Annotated in this window: 12 protein-coding genes; 3 read left to right on the top strand and 9 right to left on the bottom strand. The window is 70.2% G+C overall.

Translation table 11 applies throughout. The features are described 5' to 3' along the window. Positions 1–312: 312 nt before the first annotated feature. From OG974_RS30005 to thyX, 3 genes are all read right to left on the bottom strand, one after another. Positions 313–1,998 (bottom strand): ribonuclease J, encoded by a 1,686-nt coding sequence (locus OG974_RS30005; RefSeq protein ID WP_327278862.1) that lies wholly within the window; start codon positions 1,996–1,998, stop codon positions 313–315. 117 nt (positions 1,999–2,115) lie between these two features. Beyond that, positions 2,116–3,015, bottom strand: a complete 900-nt coding sequence (gene dapA / locus OG974_RS30000; protein WP_327278861.1) for a 4-hydroxy-tetrahydrodipicolinate synthase — start codon at positions 3,013–3,015, stop codon at positions 2,116–2,118. Positions 3,016–3,263: 248 nt separating this feature from the next. Next, a complete protein-coding gene (thyX, locus tag OG974_RS29995) occupies positions 3,264–4,004 on the bottom strand; it encodes an FAD-dependent thymidylate synthase (protein WP_054220976.1) in 741 nt (246 codons plus the stop codon). A 246-nt stretch (positions 4,005–4,250) separates the two neighbouring features. Here thyX and OG974_RS29990 point away from each other — a divergent pair, with 246 nt between their 5' ends. Together OG974_RS29990 and OG974_RS29985 are read left to right on the top strand one after the other, a co-directional pair. Then, positions 4,251–4,511 carry a hypothetical protein gene (locus tag OG974_RS29990; RefSeq protein WP_327278860.1) on the top strand — a complete coding sequence of 87 codons (261 nt, stop codon included), beginning with the start codon at positions 4,251–4,253 and terminating at the stop codon, positions 4,509–4,511. 47 nt (positions 4,512–4,558) lie between these two features. Further along, positions 4,559–5,125, top strand: a complete 567-nt coding sequence (locus OG974_RS29985; protein ID WP_327278859.1) for a PH domain-containing protein — start codon at positions 4,559–4,561, stop codon at positions 5,123–5,125. Between the two features lie 88 nt (positions 5,126–5,213). Here OG974_RS29985 and OG974_RS29980 read toward each other — a convergent pair whose 3' ends face one another. The 6 genes from OG974_RS29980 to eccD all read right to left on the bottom strand — a co-directional run bounded on the left by OG974_RS29980 (position 5,214) and on the right by eccD (position 12,385). Continuing rightward, on the bottom strand, positions 5,214–5,660 hold the full coding sequence (locus OG974_RS29980; RefSeq protein WP_327278858.1) for a hypothetical protein: 447 nt from the start codon (positions 5,658–5,660) through the stop codon (positions 5,214–5,216). 19 nt (positions 5,661–5,679) lie between these two features. Further along, positions 5,680–6,435: a 4-hydroxy-tetrahydrodipicolinate reductase gene (dapB, locus tag OG974_RS29975; protein ID WP_327278857.1), complete on the bottom strand. Its 756-nt coding sequence runs from the start codon at positions 6,433–6,435 to the stop codon at positions 5,680–5,682. 75 nt (positions 6,436–6,510) lie between these two features. Next, positions 6,511–7,890 carry a pitrilysin family protein gene (locus tag OG974_RS29970; protein WP_327278856.1) on the bottom strand — a complete coding sequence of 460 codons (1,380 nt, stop codon included), beginning with the start codon at positions 7,888–7,890 and terminating at the stop codon, positions 6,511–6,513. Further along, positions 7,887–10,109, bottom strand: a complete 2,223-nt coding sequence (locus OG974_RS29965; RefSeq protein ID WP_327285809.1) for a polyribonucleotide nucleotidyltransferase — start codon at positions 10,107–10,109, stop codon at positions 7,887–7,889. Before OG974_RS29965 ends, OG974_RS29970 begins: the two co-directional genes overlap by 4 nt. A gap of 297 nt (positions 10,110–10,406) precedes the next feature. After that, positions 10,407–10,694, bottom strand: coding sequence for a 30S ribosomal protein S15 (gene rpsO / locus OG974_RS29960; RefSeq protein ID WP_030859744.1), 288 nt, complete (start codon positions 10,692–10,694; stop codon positions 10,407–10,409). Positions 10,695–10,867: 173 nt separating this feature from the next. Further along, the gene (gene eccD, locus OG974_RS29955; RefSeq protein WP_327278855.1) at positions 10,868–12,385 is read right to left on the bottom strand and encodes a type VII secretion integral membrane protein EccD; all 1,518 of its coding nucleotides are present in this window, start codon (positions 12,383–12,385) and stop codon (positions 10,868–10,870) included. A gap of 207 nt (positions 12,386–12,592) precedes the next feature. On the opposite strand from eccD, the gene eccCa reads away from it, so the two are divergent. Continuing rightward, complete coding sequence (gene eccCa / locus OG974_RS29950) at positions 12,593–16,558, top strand: type VII secretion protein EccCa (RefSeq protein ID WP_327278854.1); 3,966 nt, start codon at positions 12,593–12,595, stop codon at positions 16,556–16,558. The last annotated feature ends 15 nt before the right edge of the window (positions 16,559–16,573 follow it).

Raw genomic sequence — 16,573 nt, 5'->3', positions numbered from 1 at the left:
GTCAGTCCCGCTCGCTTTCCAGGTCCTTCGCTTTCGCGTTTTCCCTTTCCGGCGATTCCAACCTTACCAGATTCTTTCCGCTCCGTTTCCGGATCGATTTGAATTCAGCGGCCGTTGGAGGGCCTTTCCCTTTCGGGTGGATCAGACTTTATCAGGTCTCCCTGGGTCCGAATCCCACCCGCTCGCGCGGCACACGTCCGGGCACACGTGTGTGCCGGGGTGTTGTGCGAGGTGGAGACGTAAACGTACTGGAGCGGGGCCCCCGGACGCAAATCCGGTTGCCCCGCTCCGGTGACGGCGCTACGGCGAGGGTCAGACCTCGACGACGACCGGGAGGATCATCGGGCGGCGGCGGTAGCCGTCCGAGACCCACTTGCCCATGGTCCGGCGGATGAGCTGCTGGATCTGGTGCGGTTCCGCGACGCCGTCGGCCGCGGCGCGGGCGATGGCTTCCTCGATCTTCGGGATGACCGACGAGAAGGCCGAGTCCTCGATGCCGGAGCCGCGGGCCTGGATGTTCGGGCCGCTGACGACCTTGCCGGTGGTGCTGTCCACCACGACGTACACCGAGATGATGCCCTCGTCGCCGAGGATCCGGCGGTCCTTGAGCGAGGCTTCCGTGACGTCGCCGACCGAGAGGCCGTCCACGTACACGTAGCCGGCCTGGACCTTGCCGGAGATGCGGGCCTTGCCGTCGATCAGGTCGACGACCACGCCGTCCTCGGCGATGACGATGCGGTCCTTCGGGACACCCGTCAAGGCGCCGAGCTCGGCGTTGGCACGCAGGTGGCGCCATTCGCCGTGGACCGGCATGAGGTTCCGCGGCTTGCAGATGTTGTAGAAGTACAGCAGCTCGCCGGCGGAGGCGTGGCCCGAGACGTGCACCTTGGCGTTGCCCTTGTGCACGACGTTGGCGCCCCACCGGGTCAGGCCGTTGATCACGCGGTAGACCGCGTTCTCGTTGCCCGGGATCAGCGACGACGCCAGGATGACGGTGTCGCCGGGGACGATCCGGATCTGGTGGTCGCGGTTGGCCATGCGGGACAGGGCCGCCATCGGCTCGCCCTGGGAGCCCGTGCAGACCAGCACGACCTCGTCGTCCGGCAGGTCGTCGAGGGTCTTCACGTCGACGACGAGACCGGCCGGGACGCGCAGGTAGCCCAGGTCACGGGCGATGCCCATGTTGCGGACCATCGAGCGGCCCACGAAGGCGACCCTGCGGCCGTACTCGTGCGCGGCGTCCAGGATCTGCTGGATGCGGTGGACGTGGCTGGCGAAGCTCGCCACGATGATCCGCTTCTGGGCCCCGGCGAAGACGCCGCGGATGGCGTTCGAGATGTCGCGCTCGGGCGGGACGAAGCCCGGGACCTCGGCGTTCGTCGAGTCCGAGAGGAGGAGGTCGATGCCCTCTTCGCTCAGACGCGCGAAGGCGTGCAGGTCGGTGAGGCGGTTGTCCAGCGGGAGCTGGTCCATCTTGAAGTCACCGGTGGCCACCACCAGGCCCGCGGGGGTGCGGATGGCGACGGCCAGGGCGTCCGGGATGGAGTGGTTGACCGCGATGAACTCGCAGTCGAAGAGTCCGAGGTGTTCCCGGTCGCCTTCCTTCACCTCAAGGGTGTAGGGGCGGATCCGGTGCTCCTGGAGCTTGGCCTCGATCAGGGCCAGCGTCAGCTTGGAACCGATCAGCGGGATGTCCGGCTTCTCCCGGAGGAGGTACGGGACGGCGCCGATGTGGTCCTCGTGACCGTGCGTGAGGACGATGCCCTCGATGTCGTCGAGCCGGTCCCGGATGGACGAGAAGTCCGGCAGGATCAGGTCGATGCCCGGCTGCTCCTCTTCGGGGAAGAGAACGCCGCAGTCGACGATCAGCAGGCGGCCGTCGAACTCGAAGACGGTCATGTTGCGGCCGATCTCGCCGAGACCGCCCAGCGGGGTGACGCGCAGGCCGCCCTTGGGGAGCTTCGGCGGCGCACCGAGTTCAGGATGCGGATGGCTCAAAAGTGTCTCCTCACCACACACGCCACGTACCTCGTAAGGCACGTGGCGCGCATGTCATTCGTGCACTTGCATTCGTCTGTTTTGTTCGTTTTGCTTGTTCAGTTGTGAAGTCTTATTTCAGAGCTGTACCCCGCCGGCGGCAAGATCGATCTTGAGCTGGGCCGTCTCTTCGGCCGTGAGCTCGACCAGCGGGAGCCGCAGCGGGCCCGCGGGCAGGCCCTGCAGGTTCAGGGCTCCCTTGGTGGTGATCACGCCCTGGGTGCGGAACATGCCGGTGAAGACGGGCAGCAGCTTCTGGTGGATCTCGGTGGCCTTCTGGACGTCGCCGCCCAGGTGCGCGTCGAGCATCGCGCGGAGCTCGGGGCTGACCACGTGGCCGACCACGGAAACGAAGCCGACGGCGCCGACGGACAGCAGCGGCAGGTTCAGCATGTCGTCGCCGGAGTACCAGGCGAGTCCGCTCTGGGCGATGGCCCAGCTGGCACGGCCGAGGTCGCCCTTGGCGTCCTTGTTGGCCACGATGCGGGGGTGCTCGGCGAGCCTGACCAGCGTTTCGGTGTTGATCGGGACACCGCTGCGGCCGGGGATGTCGTAGAGCATCACCGGGAGCCCGGTGGCGTCGGCGATCGCCGTGAAGTGCCGGTAGAGGCCTTCCTGCGGCGGCTTGCTGTAGTACGGGGTCACCGCGAGCAGGCCGTGTGCGCCCGTGCGCTCGGCCTGGCGGGCGAGCTCCAGGGTGTGGCGGGTGTCGTTGGTGCCGATGCCGGCGACGACGTGGGCACGGTCACCCACGGCTTCCAGGACGGCTCGTACGAGGTCGTTTTTCTCCGCGTCGGTGGTGGTCGGGGACTCGCCGGTGGTCCCGTTGATGATCAGGCCGTCGTTGCCTGCGTCCACCAGGTGGACGGCGAGCTGCTGCGCGCCGTCGAGGTCGAGTGCGCCATCCGCCGTGAAGGGCGTGATCATGGCGGTGAGGACCCGCCCGAAGGGGGTCTGCGGAGTCGAGATCGGAGCCATGGGTAACACGCTACTCGCTGCCATGCTCGCAGTGTCCCCTCGGGGGACGTCAACGGGGTGTGGCTCCCGCGCCGGGCCGGGAGGACTGTTGGATCCCGGCACTGCCTGCTCGGGGGTTCAAGCAGTGCCGGGTCCGTTTGATCAGCCTAGATGAACTTTACGAAACGTGGCAATACGGACACTTCGGACTTGACTCCGCACATCTGTACCCCACGGGTTCACCCGTCCCCATGGGGACGGACCGGGCCTTACGGGGCGACGCGGCCATTCGCGTTGTACGCGGCGTACGTCAGCGGCATGAGCGCGGCCCAGTGCTGCTCCATCTTCTCGCCGACCATCTCGATCTCCCGCTGCGGGAAGGACGGCGTGGTCGCGAGCTCGTGCTGCGTGCGCAGGCCGAGGAAGTGCATGAGCGAGCGCGCGTTGCAGGTCGCGTACATCGAGGAGAAAAGTCCGACCGGCAGGACCGAACGGGCAACCTCGCGGGCCACGCCCGCCGCCAGCATCTCCTGGTAGGCCTCGTACGCCTGACGGTACGAGTCCTCCATGACCCGGCCCGTCAGCTCCTGCTGGGCCGCGGTGCCCTCGACGAAGACGTACTTGCCCGGGCGGCCCTCCTGGACGAGCTTGCGCTCGGCGTCCGGGACGTAGAAGACCGGTTCGAGCTCCCTGTAGCGGCCCGACTCCTCGTTGTACGACCAGCCGACGCGGTGCCGCATGAACTCGCGGAAGACGAAGATCGGGGCGCTGATGAAGAACGTCATCGAGTTGTGCTCGAACGGGCTGCCGTGGCGGTCCCGCATCAGGTAGTTGATGAGGCCCTTGGAGCGCTCGGGGTCCTTCTGGAGCTCTTCGAGCGACTGCTCGCCGGCCGTGGAGACACGGGCGGCCCACAGCACGTCGGAGTCGGCGGCGGAGTGCTTCACCAGCTCCACCGTGACATCACTGCGGAAGCTGGGTTTCAGGTCTGAAGCGGCGGTCTCGCTCACCGGGGGTCCTTCCGAACGTCTCACATGGGGCGCGCCCACTCTACGGCGCGCCCCAGTGCTCGCCGTGCACGGGCAACGGGCTCCGGGAGGCGACCGGGCCACCCTTTCAGCTGACACCCAGCCATAAAATTTGGTTAATGTCCCGAATTCAGGCACGGATTGGGCGGCCCGTACGTCTTCACGGGTACACGCCAAGCGCACCCGTTCCCGCCGCCCCATGGGCCTGACCGTGAGGAGAGTCGCTCCATGTTCCTCCCCCAGCTACCGCTGGGCGGTACCCCCAGCGAACCCGTCCCGTTCGCCTTCGTCGCCGAGGCCGACCGTTTCCGCAGTAACGTCACCCCGCCGCCACGCGAGCGTCTGAGCACGCCCCAGTTGGCCGCCCGTAGTCTGGTCGGGCTGACCGTGGTGGCAGGGCTCGTCGGCTCCCTTCTCTTCGGCATGCCATCACTCCAGCCCCACCAGCCCGCCAAGTCGCAGCAGTCGGAGGCCTCCCAAGGGCGGTAGCCTCACGGGCAAGCCCAACCGAACGTGCATGTGAGTGAGGTACAGCCGTGCCCCTGCCCTTCTTGACGGCCGACCGCGCGTTCGACGCGCACGAAGACAGTGCCGGCGACGACGTACTCGCCCACGAGGACCCCGACCGCTGGCGGCGGCCGTACCGGCCGGGGCCGTGGCGGGTGGCCGGCGCGGCCCTGCTGCTCCTGCTGGCCGCGTTCATGCTGCTGGCCACGATGATCATCGCGTTCGCGGGTGCCTGGACCGGCGCCGGTTTCTGCCTGGCCGCCGCACTCGGCGTGATCGGGTCGGCGGTACGGATCCTCATGGCGGGCGTCTGGGTGAGCCCCGCGGGACTTCGCAGGGTGGGCTTCTTCCGGACCCGCTCGGTCAACTGGAACGAGATCACCGAGGTCCGTACCGTCCAGCAGCCGGTGCGCTGGCTGGGGCTGCCGCGGACCGTGCAGGGGCAGGCCCTGACGGCGGCCGGGCGCGACGGCGCGGAGCTGCCGGTGCTGCTGACCGACCACAGCGCCGATTTCCTGTCGCGGACCGAGGCGTTCGACCGGGCCGCCGACATGGTCGAGGCCTGGGCCGACGAGTACCGGGCCGTGCCCGCCTGACCCGCACGCGCGCAATACCGGGAAGCCCGTACAGGATCCGTTCCTGTACGGGCTTCCGCCGCTCACGCGCCCGCGACGGGCGCCCCGACTAGCCGCGCGGTCCGCCGTGCAGGGCGATGGCCCGCTGCATGGCCTTGCGGGCCCGCGGGGTGTCGCGGGCGTCGTGGTAGGCGACGGCGAGGCGGAACCAGCTGCGCCAGTCCCCCGGCGCGTCCTCCGTCTCGGCCTTGCGGCGTGCGAAGACCTCGTCGGCGGAATCCCGCAGGATCCGGCCGTACTCGTCCCGCTCCAGCTCGTCGACGGGCAGTCCGCCCTCGGCCTCCAGCTCGGTCGCGAGCTGGTTCGCCTTCGTCACGAACTGCGTGTTCTTCCAGAGGAACCAGACGCCGATGACCGGCAGGATCAGCACGGCCACACCGAAGGTCACGGTCAGCGCGGTGCCCTGCTGGATCAGCATCACCCCCCGGCTGCCGACCAGGACGAAGTAGACGACCAGGACTGCGGCCGTGAGGAAGTAAGTGATCTTCGCGCGCATGGGTACTACTGCCTGCTCATCAGCCGAGTTCGAGGAAGTTTTCCAGGCCGAACGTGAGGCCCGGGTGCTGCACGACGCGGCGCGCACCGAGCAGGATGCCCGGCATGAAGCTGCTGTGGTGCAGGGAGTCGTGACGGATCGTCAGGGTCTCGCCCTCGCCGCCGAGGAGCACCTCCTGGTGGGCCAGCAGACCGCGCAGGCGGATCGCGTGCACCGGGACGCCGTCGACGTCCGCGCCGCGCGCGCCGTCCAGGGCGGTGGCGGTGGCGTCGGGCTGCGCGCCGAGGCCGGCCTCGGCGCGGGCGGCCGCGATCAGCTGCGCGGTGCGGGTCGCCGTGCCGGAGGGGGCGTCGACCTTGTTCGGGTGGTGCAGCTCGACGACCTCGACGGATTCGAAGTAGCGGGCGGCCTGGGCGGCGAACTTCATGGTGAGGACGGCGCCGATGGAGAAGTTCGGGGCGATGAGCACACCGGTCTGCGGGGAGCCGGCGAGCCAGGTGTCCAGCTGGGCGAGGCGTTCCTCGGTCCAGCCGGTGGTGCCGACCACGGCGTGGATCCCGTGGCCGACGAGGAAGTCCAGGTTCCCCATGACCGACGCGGGGGTGGTCAGCTCGACGGCGACCTGCGCGCCCGCCTCGACCACCGTCTCCATCTTGTCGCCGCGGCCGAGGGCGGCCACCAGCTCCATGTCCTCGGCGGCCTCGACGGCCTTGACCGCTTCGGAGCCGATGCGGCCCTGGGCGCCGAGAACCGCTACCCGCAGCTTGCTGCTCATGCTTCTTCGCTTCCTGTCGTACGGGCCGGGCACCGGCCGGCGGCGGCCGGTGCCCGGCCTCGGGGTGTCAGGGTCTCAGGCCACCGCTTCGTCGAGGCGGGCGGCCTGCTTCTCCTTCAGCGGACCGATCACCGCGAGCGACGGCCTCTGGGCCAGTACGTCCCGCGCGACCGAGCGGACGTCGTCCGGGGTCACGGCGGCGATCCGGGCCAGCATGTCGTCGACGGACATCTGGTCGCCCCAGCAGAGCTCGCTCTTGCCGATGCGGTTCATGATCGCGCCGGTGTCCTCCAGGCCGAGGACGGTGGAGCCGGACAGCTGGCCGATGGCCCGCTTGATCTCCTCGTCCGTGAGCCCCTCGGAGACGACCTTGTCGAGTTCGCCGCGGCAGATCCGGAGCACGTCGTGGACCTGGCTCGGGCGGCAGCCCGCGTACACGCCGAAGAGCCCGGTGTCGGCGAAGCCCGAGGTGTACGAGTACACGCTGTAGGCCAGGCCGCGCTTTTCCCGGACCTCCTGGAAGAGGCGGGAGGACATGCCGCCGCCGAGGGCGGTGTTCAGCACGCCGAGCGCCCAGCGGCGCTCGTCGGTGCGGGCGAGGCCGGGCATGCCGAGGACCACGTGGGCCTGCTCGGTCTTGCGGCCCACTAGGTCGACGCGGCCGGAGGTGCGGATGCGCTTGGCTCCGGAGCGCGGGCCGATCGGCTCGGCGTCGGTGTGGGTGAGGGCCCCGGCCTTCTCGAAGGCGGCACGGACCTGGCGGACGACCTTGTTGTGGTCGACGTTGCCGGCCGCGGCGACCACCAGGTGGCGGGGGTCGTAGTGCTTCTTGTAGAAGCGGCGGATCCGGTCGGCGCCGAGGGCGTTGATCGTGTCGACGGTGCCCAGGACGGGACGGCCCAGCGGGGTGTCGCCGTACATCGTGTGCGCGAACAGGTCGTGCACGCAGTCGCCCGGGTCGTCCTCGGTCATCGCGATCTCTTCGAGGATGACGCCGCGCTCGGCGTCGACGTCCTCCTCGCGGATCAGCGAGCCGGTGAGCATGTCGCAGACGACGTCGATGGCCAGCGGCAGGTCGGTGTCGAGCACCCGGGCGTAGTAGCAGGTGTACTCCTTCGCCGTGAAGGCGTTCATCTCGCCGCCGACCGCGTCGATCGCGGAGGAGATGTCGAGGGCGCTGCGCTTGTGCGTGCCCTTGAAGAGGAGGTGCTCCAGGTAGTGCGTGGCACCGTTGAGCGTGGGCGTCTCGTCCCGGGAGCCCACGTGCGCCCAGATGCCGAAGGTGGCGGAGCGGACCGAGGGCAGCGTCTCGGTGACGATGCGCAGTCCGCCGGGGAGGACGGTGCGCCGGACGGTGCCGATGCCGTTCTCCCCCTTGAGGAGGGTTTGGGTACGGGCGACGGCCCGCCCCTCCGAAGAGGGGCGGGCCGTCACACGGGAACTACGCGACGTCACTTGTCGGAGTCGTCCTTGTCAGCGTCGTCACCGGCGGCCTCGCCGTCGATCACGGGGACCAGCGAGAGCTTGCCGCGCTGGTCGATCTCGGCGATCTCGACCTGGACCTTGGTGCCGACCGCGAGCACGTCCTCGACGTTCTCCACGCGCTTGCCACCGGCGAGCTTGCGGATCTGCGAGATGTGCAGCAGGCCGTCCTTGCCCGGCATGAGGGAGACGAAGGCACCGAAGGTGGTGGTCTTGACGACCGTACCCAGGTAGCGCTCGCCGACCTCCGGCATGGTCGGGTTGGCGATCGCGTTGATCGTGGCGCGGGCGGCCTCGGCGGCCGGGCCGTCGGAGGCACCGATGTAGATGGTGCCGTCGTCCTCGATCGTGATCTCGGCGCCGGTGTCCTCCTGGATCTGGTTGATCATCTTGCCCTTGGGGCCGATGACCTCACCGATCTTGTCCACCGGGATCTTGACGGTGATGATCCGCGGGGCGAACGGGGACATGGCGTCCGGCGTGTCGATCGCTTCCATCATCACGTCGAGGATGTGGAGGCGGGCGTCGCGGGCCTGCTTGAGGGCCGCGGCCAGGACGGAGGCCGGGATGCCGTCCAGCTTGGTGTCCAGCTGGAGGGCGGTCACGAACTCCTTGGTGCCGGCGACCTTGAAGTCCATGTCGCCGAAGGCGTCCTCCGCACCGAGGATGTCGGTGAGGGCGACGTAGTGCGTCTTGCCGTCGATCTCCTGGGAGATCAGGCCCATGGCGATACCGGCGACGGGGGCCTTCAGCGGCACACCGGCGTTCAGCAGCGACATGGTGGAGGCGCAGACCGAGCCCATGGACGTCGAACCGTTGGAGCCGAGGGCCTCGGACACCTGACGGATCGCGTACGGGAACTCCTCGCGGGTCGGGAGGACCGGCACGATCGCGCGCTCGGCGAGCGCGCCGTGGCCGATCTCGCGGCGCTTGGGCGAGCCCACGCGGCCGGTCTCACCGACGGAGTACGGCGGGAAGTTGTAGTTGTGCATGTAGCGCTTGCGGGTCACCGGGGAAAGGGTGTCCAGCTGCTGCTCCATGCGGAGCATGTTGAGGGTGGTGACGCCCAGGATCTGGGTCTCGCCACGCTCGAACAGCGCCGAGCCGTGCACGCGCGGGATGGCCTCGACCTCGGCGGCGAGGGTACGGATGTCCGTGATCCCGCGGCCGTCGATGCGGACCTTGTCCTTGATGACGCGCTCGCGCACCAGGGCCTTGGTCAGGCTGCGGTAGGCGGCGGAGATCTCCTTCTCGCGGCCCTCGAAGGCCGGGAGGAGCTTCTCGGCGGCGATCTCCTTGACGCGGTCCAGCTCGGCCTCGCGGTCCTGCTTGCCCGCGATGGTCAGCGCCTGGGAGAGCTCGCCCTTGACGGCGGCCGCGAGGGCCTCGTACACGTCGTCCTGGTAGTCCAGGAAGACCGGGAACTCGCCCTCGGGCTTGGCGGCCTTGGCGGCCAGGTCCGACTGGGCCTTGCAGAGGGCCTTGATGAAGGGCTTCGAGGCGTCGAGGCCGGCAGCCACGATCTCCTCGGTCGGCGCCTCGGCGCCGTCCTTGACCAGGGCGATGGTCTTGTCGGTGGCCTCGGCCTCGACCATCATGATCGCGACGTCGCCGTCCTCCAGGACGCGGCCCGCGACGACCATGTCGAAGACTGCGTCCTCAAGCTCGGTGTGCGTCGGGAAGGCCACCCACTGGCCGCGGATCAGCGCGACGCGGACGCCGCCGATCGGGCCGGAGAAGGGCAGGCCGGCCAGCTGGGTGGACGCGGACGCGGCGTTGATCGCGATGACGTCGTACAGGTGGTCCGGGTTCAGCGCCATGATGGTGGCGACGACCTGGATCTCGTTGCGCAGGCCCTTCTTGAAGGACGGGCGCAGCGGGCGGTCGATCAGGCGGCAGGTGAGGATCGCGTCCTCGGAGGGCCGGCCCTCGCGGCGGAAGAAGGAGCCGGGGATCTTGCCGGCCGCGTACTGCCGCTCCTCGACGTCCACCGTCAGGGGGAAGAAGTCGAGCTGGTCCTTGGGCTTCTTCGACGCGGTGGTGGCGGAAAGCACCATCGTGTCGTCGTCCAGGTAGGCAACGGCGGAGCCGGCGGCCTGGCGGGCCAGACGGCCCGTCTCGAAGCGGATGGTGCGGGTGCCGAAGGAACCGTTGTCAATGACGGCCTCGGCGTAGTGGGTCTCGTTCTCCACTAGCGTTTTCTCCATTTTCGTCGTCTCCGTCCGCTGCCCGTGTGGCTGCGGACGGTTGCGGAGAAGCGCTCCTTGCGTGCGGGCCGGTCTTCGATCGAAGTACCCGGTTCGGGGCCCCTGGGGCCTTCCGGGTACCACTACCGAGGACCGGCGGCGTAGGGAGGGCGCTCCTCCTCTTCAGTTGTGCACGTGCATCCAGACTACAAAGCGTCCGGTACGTCCCGCACGTAGAGCGACAGCACGTACAGCAAAGGGAGCGGCCCCCTCAGTGTGGGAACCGCTCCCTTCACAGCGTCTTTACTTGACGCCGGCCGCACCGCGGCGGATGCCGAGGCGCTCGACCAGAGCACGGAAGCGCTGGATGTCCTTCTTGGCCAGGTACTGCAGCAGGCGGCGACGCTGGCCGACCAGGATCAGCAGACCACGACGGGAGTGGTGGTCGTGCTTGTGGGTCTTGAGGTGCTCGGTCAGGTCCGAGATGCGCTTGGACAGCATGGCGACCTGGACCTCGGGGGAGCCGGTGTCGCCCTCCTTGGCACCAAACTCGGCGATGATCTGCTTCTTCGTAGCGGCGTCGAGCGACACGCGTACTCCTCGTATATGTCTTCGTGGCCACCGAGTGCCCCAGGTCGAATTCTCTGGGGATCTTCCGTAACTCGGGAGGCGGGGTCCGCTGAGCGCAGCCTCCAGAAGGTTTCCGGGGGCGCGTACACAAACGGCCGTCACACAGCGTACCAGGCTGCCGCGCGGCCCCTGTCTCAGCTGGTGAGAGCGCGGGCCCGGGCGTACACGTCCAGCACGGCGAGTGCCAACGGGACGAGACTGAGCAGTACTGCCGCCTCGGTGAGGTCGAGCAGCCGTCCCCAGAAGGGTGACAGGCCCTTGCGGGGGATGACAAGCGCAATTCCCGCGAGGAGGGCCGCGCCGGCGGCGACGGCGGCGGAGAGCCAGATCGTACGGAGGTCCAGGCCGCCGCGGTCGTGGTACTGGACGAGCTCCCGGACCAGGTCGACCGGCGGGTGCAGGGCCAGGCCCAGGATCAGCAGGGCGATGGCGGCCAGGCCGGCGACCAGGGTGCACACGACCTGGGAGGTGTAGCGGAAGAGCCGGGCGCGCAGCAGCATGGCCAGCCCGGTGGCGAGGGCCAGCAGTCGGCCCCAGGTGTTGTCGGAGAAGCCGAGGACGGCGGCGGAACCGACGGCGACCGCGGCGCAGCCGCCCACCAGGCCGAGCAGCATCTCGTGGCCGCGGCGGGCCTGGGCCGCGATGGCCTCGGCGTCGAGCGGGGTGCCCGCCTCGTGCTGCTCGGGGGTCGAGGGGTCGCCGTACGGCTCGGTCTCGTAGCGGTCCGGGGTCCCTGCGTAGTCGATGTACTCATCGGTGGCGCTCTGCGGGGCGGCGTAGCCGATGGGCAGCCGGGCGAAGCGGGCGGAGAGGCCGGGCAGGAAGGCGACGAGTCCGATGGCGACGGGGGCGCAGACGGCGGCGGTCGCGGTGGCGGAGGCCTCGGTGACGATGGCGACGAAGGTGGCCAGGGTGCCGGTGGTGGCGAGGAAGGTGGCCGCGACGAAGGGGGCGTCCCCGTTGGGGGTGAGCGCGACCAGGGCGACGGAGGCGACCAGGACGCAGACGCAGCCGAGCAGGAACTGCAGCCGGCCGGGTCCATCGCCGGCGGCCGCGGCGATGATGCCGGAGCCGGCGATCAGCAGGTGCGGGAGGGCGCCGAGGCCGAGGGCGACGGCGGAGCCGCGGTCGCGGTAGACCCGGGCGCGCACTCCGGCGGCGGCGGTCAGGAGCACGCCCGTGGCGCCGGCGATGATGCCGGGCAGTCCGTGCATGTCGTGGCGGACCGGGTCGGCGTACCAGAGGACGAAGCCGAGCAGGACGAGCAGCAGGGCGGCGCCGGCCAGGCCCGCGCCGCGCAGCATGTCGTCGCTCCAGCGGTGGCGGTCGCGGACGACGGCCGAGGCGACGGCGTCGGAGACGTCGTCGAAGACGGCGGGCGGCAGCGACTCTGCGAACGGGCGAAGGCTGAGCACCTCGCCGTCGAGGACCTGCTGGGCAGCGAGGGTGCGGGCGCCGTCGAGGACCGTTCCGTCGCGGCGGACCAGGTGGAAGCCGGTGGGGGCGCCGACGGGCTGGGTCTGCCCGGTGAGGCGCAGGAGTTCGGGGTAGACGTCGGCGACGGCGATGTCCTCGGGGAGGGCGACGTCGATGCGGCTGTCGGGAGCCACGACGGTGACCCTGCAGAAACCCGTCGCTGCGGCCGTACTCACCTGTGTGACCCCCCTGGTTGGCGAAGCGGGTGCATGGGCCGTCGCCTTGGATTCGCGGATGCGCATACTGCGCGGGCCACCCTACCGGGAGTATGCATGACTGTCGGCAAGTAGGATCACCGTCGCGCAGGGGAGACCCCCTTCGCGCCCGGGACTTGGGGGCGCCGGTTGCGACGTCCCGTCCGTTTTCGAGGGATTGATGCTCCGGTGAGTCAGATCGTCGTCAAACGCCCGCCGCGGTCCTTGCCGCCCGAAGTCCCTTCGGACGAGCTGAGGCTGGAGGCTCCGCCGGAGCTCCCGCGGGGGCAGCAGGAGGGCATGCTGATGCAGCTCCTGCCGATGCTCGGCATGGGCTCGTCGGTCGTCTTCTTCTTCATGCCGGGTGCGGCGCCCTTCATGCGCATCATGGGTGTGCTGATGCTGGTGTCCACGGTGGGCATGGTCCTGGCCCAGCTGGTGCGCCACCGGCGCGGTACGCAGGGGCAAATGGCCGACGTGCGCCGGGACTATCTGAAATATCTGGCGCAGACCCGCCGTCAGGTCCGCAGGACGGCGCGGGCGCAGCGCGACGCGCAGCTGTATCTGCACCCGGCTCCCGAGCAGTTGTGGTCGGTGGTGGCCGAGGGTTCGCGGCTGTGGGAGCGGCGCGTCGGCGACGAGGACTTCGGGCAGGCCCGGCTCGGGCTGGGCGCGCAGCGCCTGTCGACTCCGCTGGTGGCGCCGGACACGGCGCCGGTGGACGAGTTGGAGCCGCTGACCGCCGGTGCGATGCAGCGTTTCCTGAAGGTGCACTCCTCGCTGGACGGGCTGCCGGTGGCGGTGTCGTTGCGGGCGTTCTACCACGTGGCGGTGTCCGGGGAGCCGGAGTCGGCGCGCGGGGCGGCGCGGGCTCTGGTGGCGCAGCTGGCGACGCTGCACTCCCCGGAGGACCTGGTGGTGGCCGTGGTGGCCGCGCCGGGCGCGGTGCCCTCGTGGGACTGGACGAAGTGGCTGCCGCACACGCAGGTGCCGGGGCAGGTCGACGGGGCCGGTACGAAGCGGCTGTTCAGCGATGACCTGACCGAGCTGGAGGGGCTGCTGGCTCCCCGGTTGGAGGGGCGGCCGCGGTTCAGCCGGGACGTGTCCCCGGTGCTGGACCAGCCGCACCTGGTCGTCGTGCTGGACGCCAACTCCCGCGGCGGCCTCGTGCCGCCGGACTCGGCGTTCGCGGCGGCCGAGGGGCTGCAGGGCGTGACCATCGTCGAGGTGGTCGCGGGCGAGCTGGACGAGCCGCGCGGCGGGCTGTCGGTCGTGGTGCGGCCGGGCCGGCTGCGGCTGGAGTCGGGCGGGGGGATCGCGTGGGAGGGCGTGCCGGACACGCTGTCGCTGCCCGCGGCGGAGGCGCTCGCGCGACAGCTGGCGCCGCTGCGCACGGGTGGTGGCGACGACGACGAACCGCTGCTGGCCAACCTGGACTTCACGGATCTGCTGAACCTGGGCGACGCGGCCTCGATCGACGTGGCCCGGACCTGGCGACCGCGCTCCGCCGGTGAGCGGCTGCGCGTGCCGATCGGTGTGGGCGAGGACGGCACGCCGGTCATGCTGGACCTGAAGGAGGCGGCGCAGGAGGGCATGGGCCCGCACGGCCTGTGCGTGGGTGCGACCGGATCCGGCAAGTCGGAGCTGCTGCGCACGCTGGTGCTGGGCCTGGCGGTCACGCACACCTCGGAGACGCTGAACTTCGTCCTCGCGGACTTCAAGGGTGGTGCGACCTTCACGGGCATGGGGCAGATGCCGCACGTGGCCGCGGTCATCACCAACCTGGCGGACGACCTCACCCTCGTCGACCGCATGGGCGACTCGATCCGCGGCGAGCTCCAGCGCCGCCAGGAGCTGCTGCGCTCGGCGGGCAACTACGCGAACATCCACGACTACGAGAAGGCGCGCGCGGCGGGTGCCCCGCTGGAGCCGCTGGCTTCGCTGGTGCTGGTCATCGACGAGTTCAGCGAGCTGCTCACCGCGAAGCCCGACTTCATCGACATGTTCATCCAGATCGGCCGCATCGGCCGTTCGCTGGGCGTGCACCTGCTGCTGGCCTCGCAGCGCCTGGAGGAGGGCAAGCTGCGCGGGCTGGACACGTACCTGTCGTACCGGATCGGTCTGCGGACCTTCTCGGCGGCGGAGTCGCGCACGGCGATCGGCGTGCCGGACGCGTACCACCTGCCGTCGGTGCCGGGTTCGGGCTACCTGAAGTTCGGTACGGACGAGATGACGCGCTTCAAGGCGGCGTACGTCTCGGGCACCTACCGTTCGAGCGGGCCTGACCTGTCGGTCGGCCTGTTCCCGGTGGAGCGGCGGCCCGCGCTGTTCACGGCGGTGCCGGTGCCGGTCGTGTACGCGGCGCCGGACCCGGCGTACCTGGCGGCGCAGGCGGAGAAGGAGGACGACGCCCTCGCGGACACGGTGCTGGACGTGATCGTGGGCCGGCTGGAGGGCCAGGGGGTGCCGGCGCACCAGGTGTGGCTGCCGCCGCTCGACCAGGCCCCGCCGCTGGACCAGTTGCTGCCCGCGTTGGCGCCGTCGACGGAGCGGGGTCTGCACGCGGAGGGGTACACGCGGCCCGGCGGGCTCGTCGTGCCGCTCGGCCTGATCGACAAGCCGTTCGAGCAGCGGCGCGAGGTGCTGTACCGGGACTTCTCGGGTGCGGCGGGCCACATGATGGTCGTCGGCGGTCCGCAGTCGGGCAAGTCGACGCTGATGCGGACGCTGATCTCCTCGTTCGCGCTGACGCACACCCCGCGCGAGGTGCAGTTCTACGGGCTGGACTTCGGTGGCGGCAGCATGTCGTCGATCGCCGAGCTGCCGCACGTCGGCGGGATCGCCTCGCGCCTGGACCCGGAACGGGTGCGGCGTACGGTCGCCGAGGTGGGCGGCATCCTCAACCGCCGCGAGGAGTTCTTCCGCGCGAACAACATCGACTCGATCGGCACCTACCGGCGGCGGCGGGCGGCGGGCGACCTGCCCGGCGAGGCGTGGGGCGACGTGTTCCTCGTCATCGACGGCTGGGGCGGCTTCCGGACCGAGTACGAGGGCCTTGAGCCGGTGGTCACGGACATCGCCTCGCGCGGTCTGGGCTACGGCATCCACGTGGTGATCACGGCGGCGCGGTACATGGAGGTACGGGCCGCGCTCAAGGACCAGATGCTGAACCGGCTGGAGCTGCGGCTCGGCGACGTCATGGACTCCGAGTTCGACCGCAAGGTCGCGGCGAACGTGCCGACCGGGATGCCGGGCCGCGGCCAGGTGGCGGAGAAGCTGCACTTCCTGGGCGCGCTGCCGCGGATCGACGGAGCGCACGACCCGGAGGACCTGTCGGAGGCCACGGCCGCCTTCGTGTCGGCGGTCAAGCAGAACTGGGCGGGGGCCGCGGCTCCCGGCGTACGGCTGCTGCCGCGGCTGCTGCACGCCGACCAGCTGCCCCGGGGCGGGGACCAGCCCGGCCGCGGGCTGGCCATAGGCATCGACGAGACGGACCTGGAGCCCGTGTTCGTCGACTTCGAGAGCGACCCGTTCTTCCTCGTGTTCGGCGAGAGCGAGTCCGGCAAGACGAACCTGCTGCGGCTGATCTGCCAGCAGATCGCGGAGCGGTACACCCCGGACCAGGCCCGCCTCGTCGTCGGCGACTACCGGCGCAGCCTGCTCGGGGCACTGCCGGAGGAGCACCTGCTGGAGTACGCGCCGATGGCGAGCTCCCTGCAAACGCACATGGAAGCGCTGGGCGGCGTGTTCTCGCGGCGGCAGCCGCCGACCGACGTCACCCCGCAGCAGCTGCGCGACCGCAGCTGGTGGACCGGCCCGGACGTGTTCATCATCATCGACGACTACGACCTGGTGGCCACGAGCCAGGGCAATCCCCTGGCCCCGCTGGTGGAGTTCCTGCCGTTCGCCCGTGACACGGGTGTGCGCTTCATCATCGCGCGCAACTCGGCCGGTGCCTCGCGCTCGCTGTACGAGCCGTTCATGCAGCGCTTCAAGGAGCTCGGCGCGCAGGGCGTGGTCCTGTCGGGCGATCCGTCCGAGGGTGACCTGATCGGCAACGTCCGGCCCCGGCCGATGCCGCCGGGCCGGGCGTACTTCTCCTCGCGCAAGCGGGGCACGTCCCTCGTGCAGCTGGGACGGATGCCGGGGATGTAGGAGACGGACACGAGG

The sequence above is a fragment of the Streptomyces sp. NBC_00597 genome (assembly GCF_041431095.1).
GTDB lineage: Bacteria > Actinomycetota > Actinomycetes > Streptomycetales > Streptomycetaceae > Streptomyces.
Note: the sequence above shows the minus strand (reverse complement) of the source record. Positions and strands in the feature narration are given on the sequence as shown.